The organism is Streptomyces sp. ISL-36 (assembly GCF_018614205.1).
Taxonomy (GTDB): domain Bacteria; phylum Actinomycetota; class Actinomycetes; order Streptomycetales; family Streptomycetaceae; genus Streptomyces.
The window spans coordinates 43,531-63,546 of record NZ_JAGGOS010000073.1; the positions used below are offsets into that span (position 1 = coordinate 43,531).

Annotated in this window: 22 protein-coding genes and 1 riboswitch; of the genes, 12 read left to right on the forward strand and 10 right to left on the reverse strand. The window is 72.7% G+C overall.

What is annotated here, in order from left to right; all coding sequences use genetic code 11:
• The first annotated feature begins 91 nt into the window (after positions 1–91).
• From J7E93_RS19935 to J7E93_RS19955, 5 genes are all read left to right on the forward strand, one after another.
• Complete coding sequence (locus J7E93_RS19935) at positions 92–1,066, forward strand: DEDDh family exonuclease (RefSeq protein ID WP_215071265.1); 975 nt, start codon at positions 92–94, stop codon at positions 1,064–1,066.
• A gap of 54 nt (positions 1,067–1,120) precedes the next feature.
• Positions 1,121–1,354, forward strand: coding sequence for a hypothetical protein (locus J7E93_RS19940; protein ID WP_158986043.1), 234 nt, complete (start codon positions 1,121–1,123; stop codon positions 1,352–1,354).
• A 69-nt stretch (positions 1,355–1,423) separates the two neighbouring features.
• Complete coding sequence (locus tag J7E93_RS19945; RefSeq protein ID WP_215071285.1) at positions 1,424–2,224, forward strand: SURF1 family protein; 801 nt, start codon at positions 1,424–1,426, stop codon at positions 2,222–2,224.
• Between the two features lie 62 nt (positions 2,225–2,286).
• The gene (locus J7E93_RS19950) at positions 2,287–4,071 is read left to right on the forward strand and encodes a glycoside hydrolase family 15 protein (protein WP_215071266.1); all 1,785 of its coding nucleotides are present in this window, start codon (positions 2,287–2,289) and stop codon (positions 4,069–4,071) included.
• Between the two features lie 4 nt (positions 4,072–4,075).
• Positions 4,076–4,831, forward strand: a complete 756-nt coding sequence (locus J7E93_RS19955) for an SDR family NAD(P)-dependent oxidoreductase (RefSeq protein WP_215071267.1) — start codon at positions 4,076–4,078, stop codon at positions 4,829–4,831.
• A 42-nt stretch (positions 4,832–4,873) separates the two neighbouring features.
• Here J7E93_RS19955 and amaP read toward each other — a convergent pair whose 3' ends face one another.
• Genes amaP through J7E93_RS19980 form a run of 5 tightly spaced genes read right to left on the reverse strand, consistent with a single transcriptional unit; the run spans position 4,874 to position 7,131 of the window.
• Complete coding sequence (amaP, locus tag J7E93_RS19960) at positions 4,874–5,461, reverse strand: alkaline shock response membrane anchor protein AmaP (protein WP_215071268.1); 588 nt, start codon at positions 5,459–5,461, stop codon at positions 4,874–4,876.
• Positions 5,462–5,464: 3 nt separating this feature from the next.
• Positions 5,465–6,097, reverse strand: a complete 633-nt coding sequence (locus tag J7E93_RS19965) for a DUF6286 domain-containing protein (protein ID WP_215071269.1) — start codon at positions 6,095–6,097, stop codon at positions 5,465–5,467.
• Positions 6,094–6,444 carry an Asp23/Gls24 family envelope stress response protein gene (locus tag J7E93_RS19970; protein ID WP_215071270.1) on the reverse strand — a complete coding sequence of 117 codons (351 nt, stop codon included), beginning with the start codon at positions 6,442–6,444 and terminating at the stop codon, positions 6,094–6,096. The genes J7E93_RS19965 and J7E93_RS19970 overlap by 4 nt, the downstream gene beginning before the upstream one ends.
• A 6-nt stretch (positions 6,445–6,450) precedes the next feature.
• A complete protein-coding gene (locus J7E93_RS19975; RefSeq protein ID WP_215071271.1) occupies positions 6,451–6,642 on the reverse strand; it encodes a hypothetical protein in 192 nt (63 codons plus the stop codon).
• Positions 6,643–6,672: 30 nt separating this feature from the next.
• Positions 6,673–7,131, reverse strand: coding sequence for an Asp23/Gls24 family envelope stress response protein (locus J7E93_RS19980; RefSeq protein WP_215071272.1), 459 nt, complete (start codon positions 7,129–7,131; stop codon positions 6,673–6,675).
• 93 nt (positions 7,132–7,224) lie between these two features.
• Between J7E93_RS19980 and J7E93_RS19985 the strand changes: the two genes are divergently transcribed.
• Positions 7,225–7,983: a hypothetical protein gene (locus J7E93_RS19985; protein ID WP_215071273.1), complete on the forward strand. Its 759-nt coding sequence runs from the start codon at positions 7,225–7,227 to the stop codon at positions 7,981–7,983.
• Between the two features lie 16 nt (positions 7,984–7,999).
• Here J7E93_RS19985 and J7E93_RS19990 read toward each other — a convergent pair whose 3' ends face one another.
• The 3 genes from J7E93_RS19990 to J7E93_RS20000 form a co-directional block, all read right to left on the reverse strand.
• Positions 8,000–8,797 (reverse strand): enoyl-CoA hydratase/isomerase family protein, encoded by a 798-nt coding sequence (locus J7E93_RS19990; protein WP_215071274.1) that lies wholly within the window; start codon positions 8,795–8,797, stop codon positions 8,000–8,002.
• A 151-nt stretch (positions 8,798–8,948) separates the two neighbouring features.
• The gene (locus J7E93_RS19995) at positions 8,949–9,170 is read right to left on the reverse strand and encodes a helix-turn-helix domain-containing protein (RefSeq protein ID WP_006123601.1); all 222 of its coding nucleotides are present in this window, start codon (positions 9,168–9,170) and stop codon (positions 8,949–8,951) included.
• Positions 9,171–9,492: 322 nt separating this feature from the next.
• Positions 9,493–11,091, reverse strand: coding sequence for an ABC-F family ATP-binding cassette domain-containing protein (locus tag J7E93_RS20000; protein ID WP_215071275.1), 1,599 nt, complete (start codon positions 11,089–11,091; stop codon positions 9,493–9,495).
• A gap of 251 nt (positions 11,092–11,342) precedes the next feature.
• Between J7E93_RS20000 and J7E93_RS20005 the strand changes: the two genes are divergently transcribed.
• Both J7E93_RS20005 and J7E93_RS20010 read left to right on the forward strand, forming a co-directional pair.
• On the forward strand, positions 11,343–12,233 hold the full coding sequence (locus J7E93_RS20005; protein WP_215071276.1) for a neutral zinc metallopeptidase: 891 nt from the start codon (positions 11,343–11,345) through the stop codon (positions 12,231–12,233).
• Positions 12,234–12,304: 71 nt separating this feature from the next.
• Positions 12,305–12,706 carry a VOC family protein gene (locus J7E93_RS20010; protein WP_215071277.1) on the forward strand — a complete coding sequence of 134 codons (402 nt, stop codon included), beginning with the start codon at positions 12,305–12,307 and terminating at the stop codon, positions 12,704–12,706.
• 19 nt (positions 12,707–12,725) lie between these two features.
• Here the strand turns inward: J7E93_RS20010 and J7E93_RS20015 are convergent, their stop codons facing one another.
• Positions 12,726–14,111, reverse strand: a complete 1,386-nt coding sequence (locus J7E93_RS20015) for a hypothetical protein (RefSeq protein ID WP_215071278.1) — start codon at positions 14,109–14,111, stop codon at positions 12,726–12,728.
• Positions 14,112–14,226: 115 nt separating this feature from the next.
• The gene (locus J7E93_RS20020) at positions 14,227–15,354 is read right to left on the reverse strand and encodes an alpha/beta hydrolase (RefSeq protein WP_215071279.1); all 1,128 of its coding nucleotides are present in this window, start codon (positions 15,352–15,354) and stop codon (positions 14,227–14,229) included.
• Positions 15,355–15,702: 348 nt separating this feature from the next.
• On the opposite strand from J7E93_RS20020, the gene J7E93_RS20025 reads away from it, so the two are divergent.
• The 4 genes from J7E93_RS20025 to J7E93_RS20040 all read left to right on the forward strand — a co-directional run bounded on the left by J7E93_RS20025 (position 15,703) and on the right by J7E93_RS20040 (position 19,962).
• The gene (locus J7E93_RS20025) at positions 15,703–16,968 is read left to right on the forward strand and encodes an inorganic phosphate transporter (protein ID WP_215071280.1); all 1,266 of its coding nucleotides are present in this window, start codon (positions 15,703–15,705) and stop codon (positions 16,966–16,968) included.
• 9 nt (positions 16,969–16,977) lie between these two features.
• Entirely contained in the window at positions 16,978–17,199 is a 222-nt protein-coding gene (locus tag J7E93_RS20030; protein WP_215071281.1) for a hypothetical protein, read from the forward strand.
• A 121-nt stretch (positions 17,200–17,320) separates the two neighbouring features.
• A riboswitch (cobalamin riboswitch) is annotated at positions 17,321–17,460 on the forward strand.
• Between the two features lie 34 nt (positions 17,461–17,494).
• Positions 17,495–18,457: a cobalamin biosynthesis protein gene (locus tag J7E93_RS20035; protein WP_215071282.1), complete on the forward strand. Its 963-nt coding sequence runs from the start codon at positions 17,495–17,497 to the stop codon at positions 18,455–18,457.
• On the forward strand, positions 18,454–19,962 hold the full coding sequence (locus J7E93_RS20040; protein ID WP_215071283.1) for a cobyric acid synthase: 1,509 nt from the start codon (positions 18,454–18,456) through the stop codon (positions 19,960–19,962). The genes J7E93_RS20035 and J7E93_RS20040 overlap by 4 nt, the downstream gene beginning before the upstream one ends.
• The last annotated feature ends 54 nt before the right edge of the window (positions 19,963–20,016 follow it).

A 20,016-nucleotide genomic window follows, 5' to 3' on the forward strand; every position in this document is an offset into this window, starting at 1 on the left:
GAGCGGGGCGGCGCGTCAACTTCGTGGCGGGTTCCTCGGTCGGCGGAGGGGACACCGGGGGCCGCGCTGTCAGCGGCGGCCCGTATTCTCAGTGACCATGCTCGACGACCGTACGACAGCAGCGACGTGGCCGGCCGCCTACCCACAGGGGTACGCGGTCGTCGACGTGGAGACCACCGGACTCGCCCGCGACGACCGGATAGTGTCGGCTGCCGTCTACCGACTGGACGCCCAGGGCAATGTCGAGGACCACTGGTACACGCTGGTCAATCCGGAGCGGGACCCCGGGCCGGTCTGGATCCACGGTCTGACCACAGACGTGCTGGAGGGCGCGCCGCTCTTTCCGGAGATCGCCGCCGAGTTCGCGGCCCGGCTCGACGGCCGGGTCCTGGTGGCGCACAACGCGATGTTCGACTGGTCGATGATCGCCCGGGAGTACGCGCGGACCGAGCGCACCGCGCCCGTGCGTCAACGTCTGTGCACCATCGCCCTCTCCAAGGAGCTGTCGCTGCCGCTGCCCAACCACAAGCTGGAGTCGCTCGCCGCGCACTTCGGAGTGGTCCAGCAGCGGGCGCACCACGCGCTGGACGACGCGCGGGTGCTCGCGGAGGCGTTCCGGCCGAGTCTGCACGCGGCGGCGGAGCGGAACGTACGGCTGCCGCTGCTCGAGTGCCGGCCGCTGACGGAGTGGGTGTCCACGCCGGTGACGCCGCGGATCGGTCACCAGGCCTCGTACCACGCGAACAGCTGGCGCCCTTCGCGGAAGCGGCCGCCGTGCCCGTACCCGAACCCCGGACGTTACGAAGCGGACAAACCGCTCAAGCAGGGCATGCGGGTGGCGTTCTCGGGCGACACCTCCATCGACCGCGAGCTCCTGGAGGACCGCGCGGTCGAGGCGGGGCTCCATGTCGCCACGAGCGTCTCCCGGCTGACGAGCCTGCTGGTCACGAACGATCCGGACGCGGCGACGTCCAAGACTGTGAAGGCGAAGTCCTTCGGTACGCCGATCGTCGACGAGGCGGCCTTCACCCAGCTGCTGCGGGACGTGGCCCCTGCAGACGGGTGACGTACCGGGCGTGCCGCCCGCGCTTCGCGCGCCCGCGGCCGCACCCTGTGGCGCATGGCACGTTGTGAGGTCTGCGGAAACGATTACGGCATGTCCTTCGAAGTGCACGCGCAGGGCGCGGTGCACGTCTTCGACTGCTTCTCCTGCGCCATTCACCGCATGGCGCCCATCTGCGAGCACTGTCGCGTCCAGATCATCGGCCAGGGCGTCGAGGTCGAGGGCAGCTGGTACTGCGGCGGCCACTGCGCCCGCGCGGAGGGAAAGGCGGGGATCGTCGACCACGTATGAACCCCGGCCCGCGGCGACGGACCGGAACCCCCCTGCGTGCACCCCATGACCAAGTTGTACGGTCATGGGGTGTACCGCTTCCTGTTGTCCCGGCAGTGGGTGATCCTCACCCTGATCGCCCTCGTGCTCATCCCCACGATGATCGAGCTGGGCTTCTGGCAGTTCCACCGGCACGAACGCCGGGTCGCCCAGAACGCCCTGATCGCGGACAACCTCAGGGCGGAGCCCGCGCCGATCGAGGAGCTCACCTCGCCCGGGCACACCGTCCCGCGTGCCGACTACTGGCGTACGGTCACCGCCACCGGGGTCTTCGACACCACGCACGAGGTCGTCGTCCGCCGCCGGACCAACGCCGACGACCGGATCGGCGTCCTCGTCCTGACTCCCCTGGTCCTCGGGGACGGCCGGGTCGCCCTGGTCAACCGCGGCTGGATCCCCGCCGCGCCCGACCAGAAGGCGTACCCCGAGGTGCCGCCCGCCCCCAAGGGCGAGGTGACCGTCACCGGCCGCCTCAAGGCCGACGAGACGACCGGCGCCAGCGGCATCAAGGACCTGCGGGGGCTGCCGGACCGTCAGGTGATGCTGATCAACAGCGACCAGCAGTCCCAGCTGCTCGGCCGTGAGGTGCTCGGCGGTTATCTGGAGCAGACGGCGCCCGAGCCGGCCGGCGGTACGCCGGAGCTGATCCCCGAGCCCGACCACGACTCGATCGGCGCGCACATGGCGTACGCCGTGCAGTGGTGGCTCTTCACGGCCGGCGTGCCGGTGGGCTGGGTGATCCTGGTGCGCAGGGAGAAGCGCGACCGCGAAGCCGCGGCCAGGGCCGACGACGGTTCAGGAACCCCTGAACCGGCGCCCGCTGCGGTGTAACCCACACCACGGCCCGCCGCCGCGCTGATTGACCGTCGTCCCTTTCGGGAACACGCCAGAGCGTGACGCAACGTATCGACGACTACGCCCTCATCGGCGATCTGCAGACCGCCGCCCTCGTCGGCCGCGACGGGTCGATCGACTGGCTGTGTCTGCCGCGATTCGACTCGGCCGCCTGTTTCGCCGCGCTGCTCGGCGACGAGGACAACGGCCACTGGCGGATCGCGCCCAAGGGCGCCACGAGGTGCACCCGCCGGAACTACGCGGAGGACTCCCTCGTCCTGGAGACGTACTGGGAGACGCGCACCGGCACCGTCAAAGTCGTGGATTTCATGCCACAGCGTGACAAGGCGCCCGATGTCATCCGGATCGTGGAGGGCGTCAGCGGCACCGTCGAGATGAGCGCGGTGCTGCGGCTGCGCTTCGACTACGGCTCGATCGTGCCGTGGATAAGGCGTTCGGACGGGCACCGGGTGGCCATCGCCGGACCTGACTCGGTCTGGCTGCGCAGCGAGCCCCCCGTGAAGACCTGGGGGCAGCAGTTCTCCACCTGTTCGTCGTTCACCATGGCCGCCGGCGAGAAGGTGGCGTTCGTCCTCACCTGGCACCCCTCGCACGAACCGCGCCCCGCCCTCGTCGACCCCTTCGACGCCCTGGAGCACTCCCTCGCCGACTGGCGCGAGTGGTCGGCGCGGTGCACCTACGAGGGTCCGTACCGGGAGGCGGTGCTCCGCTCGCTGATCACGCTGAAGGCGCTCACCTACGCGCCGACCGGCGGCATCGTCGCCGCCCCCACCACCTCGCTGCCCGAGGAGCTGGGCGGTGTACGGAACTGGGACTACCGCTCCTGCTGGCTCCGCGACTCGACGCTCACGCTCGCCGCGCTGCTGTCGGCGGGGTACGTCGAGGAGGCGGCTGCGTGGCGCGACTGGCTGCTGCGGGCGGTGGCGGGCGACCCGGCCGATCTGCAGATCATGTACGGGCCCGCCGGGGAGCGGCGGTTGCCCGAGATGTCGGTGCCGTGGCTGCGCGGCTATGCGGACTCGGCGCCCGTCCGGGTCGGGAACGCGGCCGTCGATCAGTTCCAGCTCGATGTGTACGGGGAGGTCATGGACTCGCTGTACCGGGCGAGGAAGGCGGGCATCCCCGCCGAGCGGCACGCCTGGAACCTGCAGCTGAGCCTGCTGGGGTTCCTGGAGTCGACCTGGCGCGAGCCCGACGAGGGTCTGTGGGAGGTGCGCGGACCGCGGCGCCACTTCGTCCACTCGAAGGTGATGGCCTGGGTCGCCGCCGACCGGGCGGTGCGCACGCTGGAGGACGATCCTTCACTCCCCGGCGACGTGGCGCGGTGGCGGACGATGCGCGACGAGATCCACGCGGAGGTGTGCACCAAGGGGTACGACCCCGATCGCAACACGTTCACCCAGTCCTACGGCTCGCGGGATCTGGACGCGGCCACGCTGCTGATCCCGCAGGTCGGCTTCCTGCCGCCGGACGACCCCCGGGTGCTGGGCACGGTGGAGGCGGTGCGCAAGGAGCTGACGCACGGCGGGTTCGTACGCCGCTACAGCACCGAGGGGGTGTCCGTCGACGGCCTCCCCGGCGGGGAGGGAACGTTTCTCGTCTGCTCCTTCTGGCTGGCCGACGCCCTGTGGCTGACCGGACGCGTCGACGAGGCCCGCGAACTCTTCGAGCGTCTGCTGGGTCTGCGCAACGACGTGGGGCTGCTCGCGGAGGAGTACGACCCCGTGGCGCGGCGGCAGCTGGGGAACTTCCCGCAGGCCTTCAGTCACATCGGGCTCGTGGGCACCGCCCTCGCGCTCCACGTGGACGAGGCGGCAGGATAGGCGCATGGATCTTGGACTGAAGAACCGTGTGTACGTGGTGACCGGCGCGACCCGAGGGCTCGGCCGGGCCTCCGCCCAGGCACTGCTGGCCGAGGGCGCGCAGGTGCTGATCACCGGGCGGGAGGAGAAGTCGGTCGCGGAGGCCGTCGCGGAGCTGGGCCCGGGCGCGGCCGGTCTCGCCGCGGACAACGCCGACCCGGCGACGCCCGGACGGCTGATCGCGGAGGCCCGGTCCCGCTTCGGCGGCTTCGACGGCATCCTGATCAGCGTGGGCGGCCCGGCCCCGGGCTTCGCTGCGGACAACACCGACGAGGAGTGGGCGTCGGCGTTCGACACGGTCTTCCTCGGCGCGGTACGGATGGCCCGGGCGGCTGCGGAGACGCTGACCGAGGGCGGGGTCATCGGCTTCGTCCTCTCCGGCTCGGTCCACGAGCCGATCCCGGGCCTGACGATCTCCAACGGTCTGCGCCCCGGACTCGCCGGGTTCGCGAAGTCGCTCGCGGGCGACCTGGGCCCCCGGGGCATCCGTGTCGTCGGCCTGCTGCCGAGCCGGATCGACACCGACCGCGTGCGCTCTCTCGACGCCCTCTCCGGCGACGCGGACGCCGCTCGCGCCGCCAACGAGTCCCGTATCCCGCTGCGCCGCTACGGCACCCCCGAGGAGTTCGGCAACACGGCCGCGTTCCTGCTGTCCCCGGCGGCCTCGTATCTGACGGGCGTGATGCTCCCGGTGGACGGCGGCGCGCGCCACGGCTTCTGAGCGGCCGCCGCTTCCTGATCAGGAAGGGCCTGCCGCGGCGGGTCAGCTGACCCGGCGCGCCCGGTGCTTGACCGCGCGCAGCCGCGCCTCGGTCGGCAGGGCCGGCAGGCCCGTGGAGGTACGGGCGTGGGCCAGGGCGTCGGTGGCCAGGGAGGTCAGGGTCGCGCCCGGGGAGGCCTGGGGCTCCAGGAGCAGGAAGACGCGGGTGCGGGGTGCGGTCCTGCGGCCCGTCAGGGAGACGCGGGCGCGGGCCACACCGTCCTGCGCGGCGGCGTCCGCCTCCAGGACGTCCTCCAGGGCCCGGCCCCGTACCGCCGCGCCCTCCCCGTCGCCGCTGTCGACCAGGACCTCGGCGAGCCGGGCCCTGCGGAACTGGGCGAGCAGCCACCACAGCGCGAGAAGCACGAGGAGCCCGAGGACGGCGATGACCGCCGGCCACCACCAGGCCTCGTCCCGCCACCGTTGCCGGTCCGCCTCGCTCAGCAGGACGTCGGAGGGGCCCGACCACGGCCACCACGAGGGCACCGCAAGATCGAGCGCGGCCGCGAGCACCGCCCCGCCGACGACGACGAGCAGCAGTCCCGCGAGGGCGAGCAGCACGCGGTTGACCCGCCGGAGAATGACCGTCACTCCCTACCTCTTCCTCGATGGCCGGCCCACCCGCACCGTCAGCGCGGGCGGGCGGGCGAGCCCCAGTTCGTCGATGGCGGTGGCCAGCGCGGTCTCCAGATCCGCCCGTACGTCGTCGACTTCACGGAAGTGCGAGAACGCCCGTACGGCAGCCTTGTTCCGGCCCATCCGTACCCGTACCGACTGCACGCCGGAGACCTCCATCGCCCGGTCGCGGAGCATCAGTGCCGCCGCCTCCCGGTCGAGTCCGGCGCGTACGTCGGCGTGGTCGCGGCGCATCGGAAGCACGGCGCGCAGCCCCGGGGTGCACGCCAGGACCAGAAGCCAGACACCGAGGAGCACGGCGAGGGCCGCGCCGGCCATGGTCCATGCGTTGTCGAGGGGCTCGGTCGCCAGGCCGTCGGCGAGCGTGCGCCGCCAGGCCATGGCCGTGCGCTCGGCGCGTACCGCCGCCACGTCGTAGAGCAGGAGCCCCACGGCGGCCAGCAGCACGGCGGCCAGCAGCGCCGCGGGGATCCGGCGGACGGCCCAGAAGCGCCGGGCGGGGGCGGCGGGCGGTGTGTCCTTCGGCACGGGCACGGTGGAGGTGGGCGCCCCGGACTCCGTTCCCATGCCCGCGCCGTTCTCGGTGCTCATCTCAGCCTCTCCCGGGCGGACGCGCGCGCGGTGCGCGGGGAGTGCAGCCGTTCCACATGGATAGCCACCTCGGGCACCTCCATGCCCACCAATTCCTTTACTCTGCGCATCACTTGACTGCGTACCGCGCCGCACCGGCGGCCGAGGTCGGAGGGGTAGTCGAGCTCCAGACTCACCGAGACCCGCGCCGCGTCACGGTGCACGACGACCGAGGCGTGCGGCGGCGAGCCGTCCTTGGGGACGGCGTCGAGCGCCTCCCGCGCGGCCTGTGCGGCGATCTTCGCGACGACCCGGTCGGCGATCGTGGTCGCCCCGCGTCCGGCGGTCCCCACCGGGCCGGCTGCCACCCCCGCTCACCGCCGCCGGTCGCCGCGCTCGCGGCCCCGGAGGAGATCACCGGGTTCGAGATCCCCGTCAACGAACCGCCCGACGACGAAGCCGATCGCGCCCAACGCCGCGACCAGCACGAACGCCCCGAAGCCGCCGAAGTATCCGGCGAAGCCGAGGGCCATTCCGGCCAACAGGCCGACCACCGCCATGCTCATGCTGTGCCCTTTCCGCCGGGGTGCCAGCGGCTACTGGAGCCGTGACTCCGGCTGCTCCTCGTCCTCTTCCTCGTCGGGCAGCTTCACATCGCTGACCGCGATGTTGACCTCGACGACCTCCAGGCCGGTCATCCGCTCGACGGCCGCGATGACGTTCTCGCGCACCGCTCCGGCCACGTCGGAGATGGAGACGCCGTACTCGACGACGATCTCCAGGTCGAGGGCGGTCTGCACCTCGCCGACCTCGGCCTTCACACCGCGGGTGACGCCCGACTTCGCTCCGCCTCCGCCCGGCACCCGGTCGCGTACGGCACCGAGGGTGCGGGAGAAGCCGCTGCCCATCGCGTGGACGCCCACGACGTCACGGGCGGCGAGGCCGGCGATCTTCTCCACGACACCGTCGGCGATCGTCGTCCTGCCTCGGGTGGCCGGATCGCCACCGCCACGCTTCGTCATCGACCGTTCGTCGGGGTGTGCGGTCTCACTCATCGCCGTTCATCCCTTCCAAGCAGTTATGTTCCTCTTTGCCCACATTAAGTGCGCTTCCGCTCTCTCGCGCCTGGGATGCGGCAGGCTGGAGCAATGACGACGACAACCGGGGCAGGATGGGCGACGGCGGTGCGTGCGCGGCTCGGGCTGGGCCGGCTGCTGCCGCTCGGCGAAGCGGCGGACGGCGCGTGGCTGGCGGAACGCGCCGCTCGGGCGGTGCTGCTGCGGGCCGCGACGGCGGTACGAGGCGTGGCGCCGGGACTGCTGCGCGTGGGACTCGCGGGCGGCGGGGCCGCTGGGGAAGCGCCCTTCCCCGTACCGCCGGGAGGGCTGCCGCCAGGGCCGTTGCGGATCACGGCGGAGTTCACGGCGACACCGGAGCGGCCGCTGCCGGTCCTGGCCGAAGAGGTACGTGAGGCTCTGTTCGCGGCGGCCGTGGCGGAGTTGGGGCTCATGGTCGTGGAGGTGGACCTGCGGGTGACGGGGCTCGTCGAGGAGCTGCCGGCGACGGGGCCCGCCGAGGGCGGGGACGGCTCATCGGACGCCCCGGTCTCCGCTCACCCGCCCGGGGGAACCTCGGCGACGGCGGAGGATCCGGCTTCGAAAAAGTCGGCCACGAAGGACCCGGCCGGCCTCGCCGCCCTCACGGTCGAGGGCGTGGCTGCCCTGACCGACGTCCTGGGCACCCCGGTGCACCGCGCCCCGGGCCTGCTCCGGGTGGAAGTGGCGGTGACCGCCGGACACCGCGCGCTGGACGTGGCCCGGAGCGTCCGCACAGCCGTGACGGCGACCGTGACCGCGACCGCCCCTGAGGCGACCGCGGTCACGGTCCTGGTGTCGGAGATCCGCTGACAGCGGGAGCGGGCGCTCAGTCGCCGAGGCCCGCCAGGTCGCGCAGTCGGCGGGCCTGGGCGGCGCGCTCGGCGGCGCGCTGGTCCTCGTAGGAGCGGCCCGAGACGCCCTGGAGCAGTGCCTTGGTCTCGATGACCGCGTCGCGCGGCGCGGCGAGCAGAGCGGCGCTCAAGTCGCGTACGGCCGCGTCGAGTTCGTCAGCGGGCACGGCGATGTTGGCGAGGCCGATGCGCTCGGCCTCCTCGGCGTGGACGAAGCGGCCCGTGGCGCAGATCTCCAGCGCGCGGGCGTAGCCCACGAGCGAGACGAGGGGGTGCGTGCCGGTGAGGTCCGGCACGAGCCCCAGGCTGGTCTCGCGCATGGCGAACTGCACGTCCTCGGCGACTACCCGCAGGTCGCAGGCGAGGGCGAGCTGGAAGCCGGCACCGATGGCGTGCCCCTGGACGGCCGCGATCGACACGATGTCACGGCGGCGCCACCAGGTGAACGCCTCCTGGTACTCCGCGATGACCGCGTCCAGGTCCTCGTCCGAACCGCGCGCCAGGTCCAGGAAGGACGGCTCTCCGTCGAAGCCCTCGGGCGTGAACGCCTGCCGGTCGAGCCCGGCGGAGAAGGACGTGCCCTCGCCGCGCAGGACCACGATCCGCACGCTGCCCGGCAACGACCGTCCGGCTTCCGTCAACGCCCGCCACAGAGCGGGAGACTGGGCGTTGCGCTTCGCCGGGTTGGTCAGAGTCACCGTGGCAACGGCGTCCTCGACGGTGAGCCGTACACCGTCCTTGTCGAACACGAGCACAGAGTCGAGCGAAGTCATGGGGCGCCTCCGGTTCCGGTGCAGCACTGTGAGCGGTCGCAGTCAGCGGAACCGACTGCTAAGTGACTGCACAGTAACCACCCGGTCGACCGCACGGCCGACCGGGTGGCCACCATGAGAACCGGTGGACCCGACGAACCGCGCCCCGATGTCAGGCCGAGGCTGCCTTCTTGCCCCGTGTCGCTCCGCCACGTCCACGCAGCGTGACTCCGGATTCACTGAGCATCCGGTGGACGAATCCGTAGGAGCGGCCGGTTTCCTCGGCCAGCGCCCGGATGCTCGCACCGGAGTCGTACTTCTTCTTCAGGTCTGCCGCGAGCTTGTCGCGCGCGGCGCCGGTCACCCGGCTGCCCTTCTTCAGAGTCTCGGCCACCCGTGCCTCCTCATGGGAAGTGCGCTCTGGACTTCTCATGATCACCCCTCGCGGACGTCCTGGCCACCCATTCGACAAGGTCTGTGCCACGAGGTTCGCGAACAGGGAAGGCGTCGCCACGACCGGAATTGATGATTCCGGTCGACGCGGCACCGGCGCGGGGACGCCCGCGGACGCGAAGTGCCAGGTCAGAGCCCCAGCCGAGGAACGACGTCGGCGCGACCTCTGACGGAGGGATTCCGCAGGGGCCGCGCCGGGGGTATGAGACGCCCTCACCCAGATGATGGATCACCCATGAGCCGAATGATCCATACCGAGATGATCAGGCGAGGGCCACGAGGTCCTTGTAGTCGGGCCCCCACAGGTCCTCGACGCCGTCCGGGAGCAGGATGATCCGCTCCGGCTCCAGCGCGTCGACCGCGCCCTCGTCGTGGGTGACGAGGACGACCGCGCCCTTGTAGGTGCGCAGCGCGCCGAGGATCTCCTCGCGGCTGGCCGGGTCGAGGTTGTTGGTCGGCTCGTCCAGGAGCAGCACGTTCGCCGAGGAGACGACCAGGGTGGCCAGGGCCAGACGGGTCTTCTCGCCGCCGGAGAGGACCCCGGCCGGCTTGTCGACGTCGTCGCCGGAGAACAGGAAGGAACCGAGCGTCTTGCGCACCTCGACCAGGTCGAGGTCGGGCGCGGAGGAACGCATGTTCTCCAGAACGGTGCGCTCCGGGTCGAGCGTCTCGTGCTCCTGGGCGTAGTAGCCGAGCTTGAGGCCGTGGCCCGGGGTGACCTCCCCGGTGTCGGGGGTCTCGGCCCCGGCGAGCAGGCGCAGCAGCGTGGTCTTGCCCGCGCCGTTGAGGCCGAGGATGACGACCCGCGAGCCCTTGTCGATGGCGAGGTTCACATCGGTGAAGATTTCGAGCGAGCCGTACGACTTGGACAGGCCCTCCGCCGTCAGCGGGGTCTTGCCGCAGGGCGCGGGCTCGGGGAAGCGGAGCTTGGCGACCTTGTCGTTGACGCGGACCGCCTCCAGGCCGGAGAGCAGGCGCTCGGCGCGCTTGGCCATGTTCTGCGCGGCGACGGTCTTGGTGGCCTTGGCGCGCATCTTGTCGGCCTGCGAGTTGAGGGCCGCGGCCTTCTTCTCGGCGTTCTGGCGCTCGCGCCTGCGGCGCTTCTCGTCGGCCTCGCGCTGCTGCTGGTAGAGCTTCCAGCCCATGTTGTAGACGTCGATCGTGGAGCGGTTGGCGTCCAGGTAGAAGACCTTGTTCACGACGGTCTCGACGAGGTCGACATCGTGGGAGATGACGATGAAACCGCCGCGGTAGCTCTTCAGGTAGTCGCGCAGCCAGACGATGGAGTCGGCGTCGAGGTGGTTGGTGGGCTCGTCGAGGAGCAGGGTGTCGGCGTCCGAGAAGAGGATCCGGGCCAGCTCGACACGGCGGCGCTGACCGCCGGAGAGGGTGTGCAGGGGCTGCCCGAGGACACGGTCGGGAAGGCCGAGGGCGGCGGCGATGGTGGACGCCTCGGCCTCGGCGGCGTACCCGCCCTTGGTGAGGAACTCGGTCTCCTGGCGCTCGTACTGCTTCATCGCCTTGTCGCGGGTGGCGCCGGAGCCGGTCGCGATGCGCTCCTCGTTCTGCCGCATCTTGCGCAGGAGGACGTCGAGGCCGCGCGCGGAGAGGACGCGGTCGCGGGCCAGTATGTCGAGGTCGCCGGTGCGCGGGTCCTGCGGGAGGTAGCCGACCTCTCCGGAACGGGCGATGGCGCCGGCGGCGGGCTGGCCCTCGCCCGCGAGGCACTTGGTGAGGGTGGTCTTGCCTGCTCCGTTGCGGCCGACGAGGCCGATGCGGTCGCCCTTGGCGATACGGAAGGAAGCGGACTCGATGAGGATGCGGGCGCCGGCGCGCAGCTCGATGCCGGAAGCGGTGATCACGGACAGACTCCAGGGCGGGTTTGGACGGCGGAAGGGCTCTCGGGCGGTTCGACGCCGCTAGTGCGCGAGGAGAATGGCCACGCGGCCAGTCTAACGGGCCCCTGCAACTGCTTTTCGGCCATGCCCGCCCGGGCGGGCGGATCGAGGCATTTCCCACACTCCTGGCAAAAGGGGCGAGGGATGCCGGATTCCCTGATACTCGGCGCAGGGCGGCGGCCTCCGCCGCGGCGACGACGCGAGGGTGGTTGCCCATGCAGTTCGACGACGACGCCGGCCTGGACACCTCGGAGGTACGGGACGTCCGCGGCAGCCGCGTCCCCGGCGGCAGGGCCACCATCGGCGGCGGCATCGTCGGCCTCATCGCGCTGGTCCTCGGGGTCTTCTTCGGGGTCGGCCCCGAGCAGCTGGGGCTCTCCTCCGGTGACCCGGAGCCCGCGACGACCGCCTCCTCGGCGGCCCAGGTGGAGCGGACCTGCCGGACCGGCGCGGACGCGAACACCCGCGAGGACTGCCGGATCGTGGCCGTCGTCAACAGCGTGCAGGACTTCTGGCGGGCGGAGTACGGACGCCGGGGCGGCCAGTACGGCGACGCGCGCACGGTGATGTTCACCGACCGGACCACCACCGCCTGCGGCTCGGCCACCTCGGCGGTCGGGCCGTTCTACTGTCCCGGCGACCACCAGGTCTATCTGGACCTCGGGTTCTTCCAGGAGCTGCGGACCACCTTCGGGGCGAGCGGCGGCCCGTTCGCGCAGGCGTACGTGGTGGCGCACGAGTACGGCCACCACGTCCAGAACATGATGGGCACGCTCGCCCGCTCGCAGGACGGGCGGCAGGGCGCCGACTCCGACGCCGTACGGGTCGAGCTCCAGGCGGACTGCTACGCCGGCGTCTGGGCACACCACGCGACGACCACACCGGACGAGAAGACGGGACGGCCGCTGCTGACGAAGCTGACGGACGCCGACATCCGCGAGGGCCTGGACGCGGCGGCCGCGGTGGGCGACGACCGGATCCAGGAGAGGTTCCAGGGGCGGGTGACGCCCGAGAACTGGACGCACGGCTCGGCGCAGCAGCGCCGGCAGTGGTTCTCGCAGGGCTTCGAGACGGGCGACATGGCCCGGTGCGACACCTTCCGATGATTGTCGGCGGCGACTGCCAGACTGAGACCCAGGTCACATTCCGACGTGACGAGCGAGAAGGAGTGATCGGGATGGCTGGGGCACCCCATATCTGTCCGACCCTGAGGTACGACGACGCGAAGGCGGCGATCAAGCTGCTCACGGAGGCGTTCGGCTTCACCGGCACCGCGGTGTACGAGGGCGAGGACGGCCTGGTCCTGCACGCCGAGCTGTCGTACGGGAACGGCATGGTGATGCTCGGGAGCAAGGGCACCGGCAGCGAGTTCGACAAGCTGATGGCGGGCGCGGGACCGGTCGGGGTGTTCGTCCACGTGGACGACGTGGACGAACACCATGCGCGGGCCGCGCAGCACGGGGTCGAGATCGTGATGCCGCCCACGGACCAGGACTACGGCTCGCGGGAGTACATGGCACGGGACACCGAGGGCAACATCTGGAGCTTCGGGACGTACACCCCCGGCGCCGCGGAGTAGCGGGTCGCCGGAAGGGGCGTCACGATCCCCCGGTGTGGACCTGGAAGGCCGCCCGGCGGACGGCCTTGGCGAGGGCGGGGTCGGGGTGGGCGGCGGCGAGGGCCACCAGCACCTGGACCGTGCGGGGGTGGCCGACGGCCCGGACCTCGTCGAGCAGGGCCGGGACGGTGCCCTGGACGGCGGAGTCGAGATGCCGGACGAGCAGCGCGCTCTCGCCGTGGTCGGCGACGGCCGCGGCGGTGTCGACCCACAGCCAGGTGGCCTCCTCGCGGGTGAGCACGTCCGGGGCGTCGTCGGGATCGGCGCCGTCGTACTCGGCCAGCCAGAGCAGGGCGTACGGGCGGAGCGAGGCCTCCTCGGCGGCGGCCCGGACCTCCGCCTCCGCCGGGGCGCCGACGACGCGGAGCGCTTCGAAGGCGAGGCCGCGCAGCAGGGCGTCCTCGCCCCGGGCGACGGCGAGGAGTTCGGTGACCGCGCTGGAGAGGGTGCGGGCGGCGAGCCAGGCGCGGTACTCGTCGCGGGCCGGGCCGGGCGTGAGGCGGGCGCAGCCGCGCAGCATGTCCTCGGCGGACTGCTCGATGTTGCCCGCCGGGCTCTGGGCGGCGACGCAGATCTGCTCCAGCTTGACCCAGACCGCCCAGTTGCCGAGCGGGGTCAGGGTGGCCTGGCCGCCGTCCGGACCCTCGCCGAGGGTCAGCGCTCCGACGGCGGCGAGTCCCTCCAGGGCCCAGTCGAGGAGGGCGGAGAGCCCGTCGGTGCCGGGGTCGGCCGGGGCGGCCTCGGCCGCGGAGCCCTGGAGGGGAACCTCGCAGCGCTCCTCGCGCAGCTCCTCGACCCGCTGCCGGAGCAGGTCGAGGAGGGCGGGGACGACCACGGGGCCGGCGGAGAGCTGGAGCAGGGAGAGCACCTGGGGGACGGCCTCGACGACCTCGGCGACGGCGCTGGGGGCGACGTCCTCGGGGGCGGGGTGGACCAGGGACCAGGCGTCGAACAGGGCGACCCAGCCGCGCAGTACGGCGGAGTCGTCACGGTCCCAGGCGTGCAGGCGCCAGCCGGGGCGGGCGGTGTCGCCGTGGAGTTCGACGAGTCCGGCGAGGCGGGCGCGGTCCCAGCCGGCCCGGACCTGGTCGGGCGTCAGGTCGAGGGCGGCGGCGGCCCGTTCCTGGGTGGCGACGGCCTCGGGGCCGGCCGCCGGCGAGATTCCGGCGCCGCGGTCGACGGCGGCCCAACGGGCGATCCGTACGGCGTCGGCGAGGACGATCCGTGCGTGTCGGGCCAGTTCCGCGCGGGGCGGGGTGCCCTCCGGCGGCCGCGGCGCGGGCCGGTTGCGCCGGGTCGTCACGGCCCGCCGGGCGGTGGCGAGTGCCCGCGGACGGACGAGTCGGAGTCTGGAGTTGCGCGCCATTTGCTCATCAGGCTTTCGAGACGTCACGGGGGCAGTCTTCCCGCTGACGGCCCGAAAGCCCAATCGGAATCGGGATCACCGTCACACCCGCCGGTACGGGTGGCTCCGTAGCGGGCTAGAGGAGGGGGGTGAGGAAGCGCCGCAGCGACTCTTCGTAGCGGACCGGGTCGGCGTTCCACATCGAGGCGTGCGGGGCGCCGTGGACCGCGTGCAGGGTGACGAGGTCCGGGCGGCGGGCGGCGAGCTCCACGGACCGCTCCCAGGGCGCGATGGTGTCGTCGGGGCCGTGGAAGACGAGCGTCGGCACGCGCAGGGCGGCCGGGTCGACAACCTCGCGGAGCCGGTCGCCGTACATCCCGGTCCTGCCCTGGGCCGCGCGGACGGCGAGCGGCAGCAGCGGGCCGGGGACCCGGCGGGCGGCGGCGAGGTTGCGCAGGGTGGCCTCCCGGTCGAGGACCGGGGAGTCCAGGACGAGGCCGCGGATCACGTCCCGTACGCCGGAGTCGGCGGCGGCGCGCAGGACCATCGCGCCGCCGGTGCCCCAGCCGTGCAGGACGACGTCCGCGGCGCCCCTGCGGACGGCGTAGCGGATGGCGGCGTCGACGTCGCGCCACTCGGAGTCGCCGAGGTGGCCGAGGCCGTCCGGGGTCGGCGGCGCGCCCTGGTCGCCCCGGTAGGAGAGACAGAGGACGGGGATCTGCCGCCGGGCCAGGAAGGGGACGAGGTTGAGGGTGTGCCGGCGGGTGGTGCCGAGGCCGTGCACGGCGATCACCCAGGTGGGGCGCGGGCCGGGCACGAGCCAGGCCGGCAGGGTGCCGAGTTCGCCGGGGATCTCGACGTCCTGGTGGTCGAGGCCGAGGGCGGTGAGCGGGGTGCCGCTGTGCAGCTCGGGGGTGAGCCGGACCCGGGCGCCGGGCTCCGGTGTTCCCTGCTCGACGCGTTCGAGACGGCGCACGACGGTGTCGGCGGTGTGCGGGACCCGGTCGAGGACGGGCCCGACGACCGCGTGGAGGTCGGGCCCCTCGATCCCGTACGTGCCGGGGCGCAGGGAGGCGAGGCTCCGGGTCAGGGTGACCCGGCCGGGTTCCGCGGCGTGCACGGTGAGCCGGGGGTCGCCCGGCAGGGGCCGTCCGGACGGCACCCGCAGGGCGGCGTCGCTGGCGTACCGGCCGGCCGCGACCGCGGCCGCGCCGACACCGAGCAGAGTGGTGACGGCCGCTGCCGTCGCTGTAGCCGGGCGCACTGTCCCAGTGTCGGCAGGACGGCGCCGGAGTGCCACCGGACGGTCGCCCTCCGGGGTGACGTGGATCTCCTTCGGGCGTCGCCCGATCGGCTGGCGTGTCCAGTGGGTGACACGGGGCGGGACGGGCGAAAGTGGCCCATGTCGTCTCCGACCCGGAACGGCCCGGACCACCGGGGGTGGCACGGGGTCGCACGGGGACCGCATCGTGGACAGACGGCCCCCCGAGCCGGTAAGCGGAATGTGCGGACCCTGGATCGGGTCACCGCACCGCCCGGCCCAGTTCACCTTCCGTTCACTCAGGTTGCCTACGTTCGACCCGCCACTGACGTCAAACGATTGCCTGGGTAAATGGAACACATCACGCTGCTGCTCGCGATTGTGGTCGTGACAGCTCTCGTGTTCGATTTCACGAACGGTTTCCACGACACCGCCAACGCGATGGCGACGACCATCTCGACCGGCGCTCTCAAGCCCAAGACGGCGGTGGCCATGTCCGCCGTGCTCAACCTGGTCGGCGCGTTCCTGTCCGTGGAGGTCGCCAAGACGATCTCCGGCGGGATCATCAACGAACAGGGCATTCGTACGGAAGTGATCTTCGCGGCGCTCGTCGGCGCCATCCTGTGGAATCTGCTGACCTGGTTGGTCGGCCTGCCGTCGAGCTCCTCCCACGCCCTCTTCGGCGGACTCATCGGCGCGGCCGTGATGTCGGCGGGCTGGTCGGCCGTCAACGGTTCGACCATCATCACCAAGGTGCTCATCCCCGCGGTCGCCGCGCCGATCGTCGCCGGCCTCGCCGCGATGGCGGCCACCCGGCTGACGTACATGATCGGCTCCCGGACCGAGGCGAAGCACACGGCCAAGGGCTACCGGGCCGGGCAGATCGCCTCCGCCGGTCTGGTCTCCCTCGCCCACGGCACCAACGACGCGCAGAAGACCATGGGTGTCATCACCCTGGCCCTGGTCACCGGCGGCGTCCTCGTCCCCGGCTCCAACCCCCCGATGTGGGTCGTCGTCTCCGCCGGTGTCGCCATCGCGCTCGGCACCTACCTCGGCGGCTGGCGCATCATCCGGACCATGGGCAAGGGCCTCACCGACCTCCAGCCGCAGCAGGGTTTCGCCGCCCAGACCAGTGCGGCCACGGTCATCCTGGCCTCCTCGAACCTGGGCTTCTCCCTCTCCACCACCCAGTCCTGCTCGGGTGCCGTGATGGGCGCGGGCCTCGGCCGCAAGGGCGGTGTCGTCCGCTGGTCGACCGCCACCCGGATGTTCGTCGCCTGGGGCCTGACCCTGCCCGCCGCGGGTCTGGTCGCCGCCGGCGCCGAGTTCCTCACCAAGCAGGGCCCCTGGGGCATCGCCGCCGTCGCCGTCCTGCTGGTCGCCGGCTCCGGCGTCATCTGGTCGCTGTCCCGCCGCAAGCCGGTCGACCACCACAACGTCACGGACGACGACCTCGACGGGGAGGCCGAACCCGCGGGGGTCGTCACCACCGCCATCGCGGCCGTCACCCCGCCGCCCATCGGCACCCTCGGCACCCTCACCGACGACCTGAAGACCACCATTCCGTCGCCGGCACCGACCGACCCGACGGCCCCCACCGCGCCGGCAACGGTGTAAGGAACGCACATGAAGATCGACTGGGCAGCTCTCGGCTCCGTCTTCGGAGTCAGCCTCGTGGCGACCGTCGCCCTCGTGGGCCTCTTCACCCTCGGCATCGTCGGCCTCTCCAAGCAGGAGCAGGCCGCGAGCGGGGGAGGCTCCGCCGTCCTGGCGCGCACCGGCGCGTACGCCTGCTTCGCGCTGTGCGCGGCGGCCGTCGCGTACGGCATCTATCTGATCGTCGTCTGACCGATCACCCGGCTCACCCAGCGACGGCTGGGCGTGCGGCACCGGAAGGTGCGGCGCGCCCAGCCGTCGCCTTTGTGGTGCTTCGCACACTCTCCCGCCGCAGGTCAAGGGTGAGTTGACGGGTGTTCGCACACGTGGTGGACTTCCGGGGCCATTACGGCGGCAGAAGAGGAAGCCCGGTGCGAATCCGGCGCGGTCCCGCCACTGTGACCGGGGAGCCCTCCCCGGGAGCCAGGAACTCTCACCGCCGGTCACGTCGAGCCAGGGCGCGGACCCTGAGTGAGGACACAGCGCCATGCCCGGCCGCACTGCAGCCACAGGTGTATTCGCTTACGGTGCCGCCGCCGGTCTGGCCGCGGACCTGCTCCTCGGCGATCCCCGCCGCGGCCATCCGGTCGCCGCCTTCGGACGGACCGCCGGAGCCGTCGAGAGGCTTCTCTGGCGCGACCACCGGGGATGGGGCGCGCTCCACACCGCCGTCTGCGCCGGTGGTACGGCCGCCCTGGGCGCCCTCGCCGCCCGTACGGTACGGGGCCGGCGCGCCGCGTCGATCGCCCTGACCGCCGCCTCGGTCTGGGCCGTCGTCGGCGGGACGACCCTGGGCCGGGAGGCCCGCGCCATCGGCGACGCGCTGGCCGCCGGGGACCTCGACACGGCCCGCGAGCGGCTGCCCCATCTGTGCGGGCGCGATCCGCACTCCCTGGACGGCCCCGCGATGGCCCGCGCGGTCGTGGAGTCCGTCGCCGAGAACACCTCCGACGCGGTCGTGGGCGCCCTGGTGTGGGGCGCGGTCGCCGGCGTGCCGGGCCTGGTCGGCTTCCGGGCCGTGAACACGCTGGACGCGATGGTCGGCCACAAGTCCCCCCGGTACCGCCGCTTCGGCTGGGCCTCGGCCCGCCTCGACGATCTCGCCGGCTGGCCGGGGGCCCGGCTGACGGCCGTCCTCGCGACCGTCGGGGGCGGTGACCCCCGGGGCGCGCTGCGGGCGTGGCGCACCGACGCGGCCGGGCACCCGAGCCCCAACGCGGGACCGGTGGAGGCCTCGTTCGCGGGGGCGCTCGGCGTACGGCTCGGCGGGACGCTCTCGTACGGCGGACGGGTCGAGCACCGGCCCGTGCTCAACGGGGAGGGCCGGGACGTGGAGGTGGCGGACATCGAGCGGGCGGTACGACTGTCGCGCCGGGTCACCGGGCTGACCCTGGCGGCCTGTGTGGCCGGAAGGATCGTGGTGGGCGTGATGAAGCGGAGGAACGTATGAGGGGCGGGGGGCTGCTGGTCGCGGGGACCACGTCCGACGCGGGCAAGAGCGTCGTCACGGCCGGCATCTGCCGCTGGCTGGTCCGCCGGGGTGTGAAGGTGGCGCCGTTCAAGGGCCAGAACATGTCCCTGAACTCCTTCGTGACCCGAGAGGGCGCGGAGATCGGCCGGGCGCAGGCCATGCAGGCGCAGGCCGCGCGGGTGGAACCGAGCGCGCTGATGAACCCGGTGCTGCTGAAGCCGGGCAGCGACCGTTCGAGCCAGGTCGTCCTGATGGGGAAGCCGGTGGGCGAGCTCAGTGCCCGCGGCTACCACGGGGGGCGGCAGCAGGAGCTGTTCGAGCCGGTCCTGGCGTGCCTGGAGGAACTGCGGGGCACGTATGACGCCGTGATCTGCGAGGGGGCGGGCAGTCCGGCCGAGATCAATCTGCGGCGCACGGACATCGTGAACATGGGCATCGCGCGGGCCGCGCGACTGCCGGTGCTCGTGGTCGGCGACATCGACCGCGGCGGGGTGTTCGCCCAGTTCTTCGGGACGACGGCGCTGCTGAGCCCCGAGGACCAGTCGCTCGTGGCCGGCTATCTGGTGAACAAGTTCCGCGGTGACGTGACGCTGCTCGAACCGGGTCTCGACATGCTGCTCGGCCTGACCGGGCGTCCGACGTACGGCGTCCTGCCGTACGCCCACGGGCTCGGGATCGACGAGGAGGACGGGCTGCGGGTGTCGCTGCGCGGCGCCGTCCGTGAGTCGGTCGTGGCGCCGCCGGTCGGCGAGGACGTGCTGCGGGTCGCGGTCTGCGCCGTGCCGCTCATGTCCAACTTCACGGACGTGGACGCGCTGGCGGCCGAGCCGGGCGTGGTGGTGCGTTTCGTGGACCGCGCGGAGGAGCTGGTCGACGCGGACCTGGTGGTCGTGCCGGGCACACGGGGGACCGTGAAGGCGCTGGCCTGGCTGCGGGAGCGCGGCCTGGCCGACGCGTTGGTGCGGCGGGCGGCCGAGGGCCGGCCGGTGCTCGGCGTCTGCGGCGGTTTCCAGGCGCTCGGCGAGCGCATCGAGGACGAGGTCGAGTCGAAGGCCGGGACGGTCGACGGGCTCGGACTGCTGCCGGTACGGGTGCGGTTCGCGGCCGAGAAGACCCTGGCCCGGCCGGTCGGCGAGGCGCTCGGCGAACGGGTGGAGGGGTACGAGATCCACCACGGCGTCGCCGAGGTCCTGGGCGGGGAGGCGTTCCTGGACGGGTGCCGGGTCGGCGCCGTCTGGGGGACGCACTGGCACGGGTCCCTGGAGAGCGACGGCTTCCGCCGGGCGTTCCTCCGGGAGGTGGCGGCAGCGGCCGGCCGGCGTTTCGTGCCGGCGCCCGACACCTCGTTCGGCGTGCTCCGGGAGGAACAGCTGGACAGGCTCGGCGACCTGATCGAGGAACACGCGGACACGGACGCGCTGCTGCGGCTGATCGAGCAGGGCGCTCCGACGGGTCTGCCGTTCGTGCCGCCGGGGGCGCCGTGAGGGGCGCCCGCGGGCGAGTGCGGCCGGCCTCGGCGGGCGGTCGCCCGCCGTCGG

What these genes read in the sequence shown, in the direction of transcription:
- J7E93_RS19940 (WP_158986043.1), top strand. Translation starts at nt 1,121, where the DNA reads ATGGCACGTTGTGAGGTCTGCGGAAACGATTACGGCATGTCCTTCGAA.
- J7E93_RS19955 (WP_215071267.1), top strand. Translation starts at nt 4,076, where the DNA reads ATGGATCTTGGACTGAAGAACCGTGTGTACGTGGTGACCGGCGCGACC.
- J7E93_RS19965 (WP_215071269.1), bottom strand. Translation starts at nt 6,097, where the DNA reads ATGAGCACCGAGAACGGCGCGGGCATGGGAACGGAGTCCGGGGCGCCC.
- J7E93_RS19975 (WP_215071271.1), bottom strand. Translation starts at nt 6,642, where the DNA reads ATGAGCATGGCGGTGGTCGGCCTGTTGGCCGGAATGGCCCTCGGCTTC.
- J7E93_RS19980 (WP_215071272.1), bottom strand. Translation starts at nt 7,131, where the DNA reads ATGAGTGAGACCGCACACCCCGACGAACGGTCGATGACGAAGCGTGGC.
- J7E93_RS19985 (WP_215071273.1), top strand. Translation starts at nt 7,225, where the DNA reads ATGACGACGACAACCGGGGCAGGATGGGCGACGGCGGTGCGTGCGCGG.
- J7E93_RS19990 (WP_215071274.1), bottom strand. Translation starts at nt 8,797, where the DNA reads ATGACTTCGCTCGACTCTGTGCTCGTGTTCGACAAGGACGGTGTACGG.
- J7E93_RS20005 (WP_215071276.1), top strand. Translation starts at nt 11,343, where the DNA reads ATGCAGTTCGACGACGACGCCGGCCTGGACACCTCGGAGGTACGGGAC.
- J7E93_RS20010 (WP_215071277.1), top strand. Translation starts at nt 12,305, where the DNA reads ATGGCTGGGGCACCCCATATCTGTCCGACCCTGAGGTACGACGACGCG.
- J7E93_RS20015 (WP_215071278.1), bottom strand. Translation starts at nt 14,111, where the DNA reads ATGGCGCGCAACTCCAGACTCCGACTCGTCCGTCCGCGGGCACTCGCC.
- J7E93_RS20025 (WP_215071280.1), top strand. Translation starts at nt 15,703, where the DNA reads ATGGAACACATCACGCTGCTGCTCGCGATTGTGGTCGTGACAGCTCTC.
- J7E93_RS20030 (WP_215071281.1), top strand. Translation starts at nt 16,978, where the DNA reads ATGAAGATCGACTGGGCAGCTCTCGGCTCCGTCTTCGGAGTCAGCCTC.
- J7E93_RS20035 (WP_215071282.1), top strand. Translation starts at nt 17,495, where the DNA reads ATGCCCGGCCGCACTGCAGCCACAGGTGTATTCGCTTACGGTGCCGCC.
- J7E93_RS20040 (WP_215071283.1), top strand. Translation starts at nt 18,454, where the DNA reads ATGAGGGGCGGGGGGCTGCTGGTCGCGGGGACCACGTCCGACGCGGGC.